The sequence below is a fragment of the Bilophila sp. 4_1_30 genome, from assembly GCF_000224655.1.
GTDB classification, from domain to species: domain Bacteria; phylum Desulfobacterota; class Desulfovibrionia; order Desulfovibrionales; family Desulfovibrionaceae; genus Bilophila; species Bilophila wadsworthia.
Genome location: NZ_JH114233.1, coordinates 581,594 through 585,161 on the forward strand (window position 1 = coordinate 581,594; position 3,568 = coordinate 585,161).

Consider the following 3,568-nt stretch of genomic DNA (forward strand, 5'->3'; position numbering starts at 1 on the left):
GAGAGAGAGAGAGGCATAGGCCGATGAAGTGGCCCGCCCCCGCCCCTTCCGCCTCCCCTTTCCGCCCGATTATTAAAAATGCCCGCAGGATGATTCCGGCCTCGGGCATTTTTCAGTTATGGCAGCGTCTCTAATAAGTTTTAGTTGTCAAAAAGAACATTTTTTTCCGTTTGTGCCTTTTCCATGAATGATGCTAGACAGGATTCACGACGAAAGGGCGTTCTCTACAAACTTTTGTACGGATTTTTCTGCTGTGTGTTTCCTTTTTCTGAAACCTATAACGATAAAGGAGTCCACCATGTCCATGTTTCCTATTATGATCATCGCTGGTGCTTTCATGCTCATCTCCGTTGTCGTCGGTATCTATGGCGTAAGGAAGTATAACTAGCAGGTTTTTCCATGTGGAAATCAGGAAAAAGCCCTGAGCACTCGATGTGTTCAGGGCTTTTCCTTATTCTTATTCCTCAAAAATATATTCATATTTCATGATATATTATCATTCATTAGCATACAAACTTAAAATGTCACCTTTTCTTATCGACCGAATTCAACAGGTTCATATCCTCGCTCACACCAAGGATACGCCCGAAGCGCAAACCCCGTCACAGATCCCCAGACAAAAAAAGACCCCCATTCGGGGTATATAATACGAGTTAATACACTTAAATAATTATATTTATACTCAGCAGAATGTGTCAAAATGTGGCGGAATCGGGCACAAATATGTGTCAGAATATGTGTCTAAAAAAGCCCTCCCGGATTACCACCGAGAGGGCTTTTTCTATCCCTCAATCAACCATCCCGCAAAATCCCCGAATCGGAACACCTCCACGGCATCGGGCCCCAACTCTCCCTTGTACAAAGGCCGCTGCACGCCGGACAGCGAAAGCTCTTTCCGCATCACCGCCCCCGGTTCCGCGCCCTGCCTGAGCTTGCAATCCCACGTCAGCCGGGACAGCACCGTAGCCGGATAGCCGCCGGGCGACTCTTCCTTGTCCACGACGATGATAGCCCCGCCCGGCTTCACCTTCTCCCGCAGCGTCGCAAGCAACCGCCGCCGCGCCGGGACGGGCAGGAACATGAGGACGAGGAAACAGACCACGACATCAAACGGCTTATAGGGGTATCGGGCTACGTCAGCCATGACCGCCCTCCCCGGCCCATTGTACGCCTTCACCATATCCGGGACTTCATCAAGCGCAATAAGTCGTGCGTTTCTCTCTGCCAGCGTCGGCGAGAGAGCCCGTCCGACGTTCCCCGTGCTGGCCCCGAGGTCATAAACCAGACCTCGCCGGGGAATGTAGTGCCGCGCAATCAGCGCGACGGATTCCGTCGCCATCCCATACCACGGCAACTGCTCCCGCACATGGACATCAAATTCTGGGGCAAACCCCTGAAACGTCCAATCCTGCCGTTTATTCTGTTCAGCTCCTGTCGTCATGGGCACGAACACTGGCGGAAACTCTGCACGATATGTCCTTATCGTGTGGGGCCGTGGTCCGGTGGTCGTACACCGGGCCGGTGGGGGAGGCTCCAATCTCCCCCGCCTCTGCCTGAACATACTCTAACGTTTTACGCTTCCGGGGTCACGCGCCGTAACTCCGGCGGCGATTGCCTCCCTTCCCTCTCGCTCTCATAACTGCTCTTGCAGTGCTCCCTCTGCCAGAAGAACAGCCCGTCCACCACGCGCCGGGGCCATGCCCGCACGCCGTCCCTCGCCCAACGATAACAGCGCGAGGACAGGGTTTCGTCCGGCCAGCCGCCGAGGAGCGTATTGATGAGCTGGTCAACGGCGATCAACGTTCGCTTGCCGTATGTCATGCTTCTCCCCCGCCCTGCATTGAGATGTTGACGGTGATGCCCTGCACCTCTTCCATCGTCGTACAGGCATCAAGCCGATCTTCCAGTGCCTGACGCTGGCCGATAATTGAACCGGAAGCCATGGCAAAGGCGTCGGCCTTGGCGAGCACCCTGCGCACAAGCTCATCGGGAGGGACACCCCGAGCCTGTGCCAACGCCGAAAGGAGTGGCGTTGAAGCCGTAGAATCGACGGCATAGGCGCGGGCCTCGGATTCCTGCTTGTCGAATGTGCTGATTTCGCGGTCCGGGTAGGTCGCCGTGAGTGTGGCTATGGCGGCATCGGCGGCCTTATTGATCTCGGAAAGCTTTGCAGCTTTCGTCTGCTCAAGCGTCGGTACGGGCGGAACATACGGTTGTTCTTCGGTCACGCATTCGGGGTGCGCACTTACGTATTCCGAAAATGACGAGAGCAAGTGCCGGTAGTCATCAATATCAGACGCAATGTGATAAGGAATTCCACTGCACTTCACGATCGCAACATATGATCCATCTTGCCTATGAATGACGTTCGTAAGATCAAAATCAGCAATAGCATACATAAATGACTCCTACAAAACTTTTATACCGATCCAAGTATAGCCAGTGCCATCAAAGCTCGAATTGAGATATGTTCCGCCAGCGGCGAAAGTTGGCGTGGCATTAACGCTATCATGAGATAGATCAATATCTAATATACAGAAAACAAACCAAGAACCACCATTGGGGAGGGTAAAGCCATTACTAGCCCTGCCGTAAGCGAAACTGCTGTTATTGATTCTATCCGCCGCGTATACTTTTAACATGCTCGCATTTACGGGCCTCAGCTGATCACTTACCGAACCAAGCAGCCAGTTCGGGTTGTCATTATGTAATCCCTCCATCCACGGCCTTCCGGCAAAAGCTAACGCGTTGTCAGCTGAAACCGCAGAATCGGCTTTGCCGGTTAGATTTCCTACAAACTTCCCGGTTTCCAGATTGACAGCTACAGGAGCTCCCGGCCCACCAAAAAATCTGATTTGATTTCCTGTGGTATCGATTATCGCGAAGTAGCTCCCATCCGTACCATTTGTCAGATGTATCTCACCTCCTTCCGCTGATCCGGCAGGGGCTTTGACCGTAAATATTCCTGTCACGTCCATGTTTCCCGAAACAGCCCCACCAGACTTGGGGAGAGCCTTCTTGGCCAGCTCATAGGCCGTCTTCACGGCCTTGGCGGACGCCACCGTCGTTGAATCCGCCAGACTCACGCTGTCGGAAACCTTGGTGAGCGCGGGCTTGTACTCCCCGCTTCCGGTCAAAAAGCTTTCATGCTGCCCGGCGGTTGCGGGCGGCACAAGGCCGCTCGTCCCGGCAGTCGATGCCGTTGCACCATCGTATTCGGGGACGGAGATGATGCCGTTGGTGTTGCGGAAACCGTCGCCGAATTTGTTGTACGAAACCAATTCGACCCACGGAAACCACTCACGGGTTACGCCCCACGACTGAGTGCGCACAAAGATACGTGCGGAATCCGCACGAGTAGCACCACCTATAATAGTGAGACGTTGCATTAATCTCGCAAATGAAGACACAAAACTTGCCGATCTATTATCTCTTACTTCTAGTACGCCATCTGCATATTGGTTTTTGTTCTAGGATGCCGTCAGGTGCGGATGTTGTTGTATATCCACAGGACATGAAAATTGCCCGGCGTCGTAGCATCGTCAAAGCTCGATAAGACGGTACGGGA

Annotated in this window: 4 protein-coding genes; all 4 read right to left on the reverse strand. The window is 53.2% G+C overall.

Annotation, left to right across the window (positions count from 1 at the left end):
- Window positions 1–781 precede the first annotated feature (781 nt).
- The 4 genes from HMPREF0178_RS14435 to HMPREF0178_RS14450 all read right to left on the reverse strand — a co-directional run bounded on the left by HMPREF0178_RS14435 (window position 782) and on the right by HMPREF0178_RS14450 (window position 3,389).
- Window positions 782–1,441: a class I SAM-dependent methyltransferase gene (locus tag HMPREF0178_RS14435; protein ID WP_039959096.1), complete on the reverse strand. Its 660-nt coding sequence runs from the start codon at window positions 1,439–1,441 to the stop codon at window positions 782–784.
- A gap of 131 nt (window positions 1,442–1,572) precedes the next feature.
- Window positions 1,573–1,821, reverse strand: a complete 249-nt coding sequence (locus HMPREF0178_RS14440) for a hypothetical protein (protein WP_009368771.1) — start codon at window positions 1,819–1,821, stop codon at window positions 1,573–1,575.
- Window positions 1,818–2,399 (reverse strand): hypothetical protein, encoded by a 582-nt coding sequence (locus tag HMPREF0178_RS14445; RefSeq protein ID WP_009368772.1) that lies wholly within the window; start codon window positions 2,397–2,399, stop codon window positions 1,818–1,820. Before HMPREF0178_RS14445 ends, HMPREF0178_RS14440 begins: the two co-directional genes overlap by 4 nt.
- 9 nt (window positions 2,400–2,408) lie before the next feature.
- Window positions 2,409–3,389 carry a tail fiber protein gene (locus tag HMPREF0178_RS14450; protein ID WP_009368773.1) on the reverse strand — a complete coding sequence of 327 codons (981 nt, stop codon included), beginning with the start codon at window positions 3,387–3,389 and terminating at the stop codon, window positions 2,409–2,411.
- Between the last annotated feature and the right edge of the window lie 179 nt (window positions 3,390–3,568).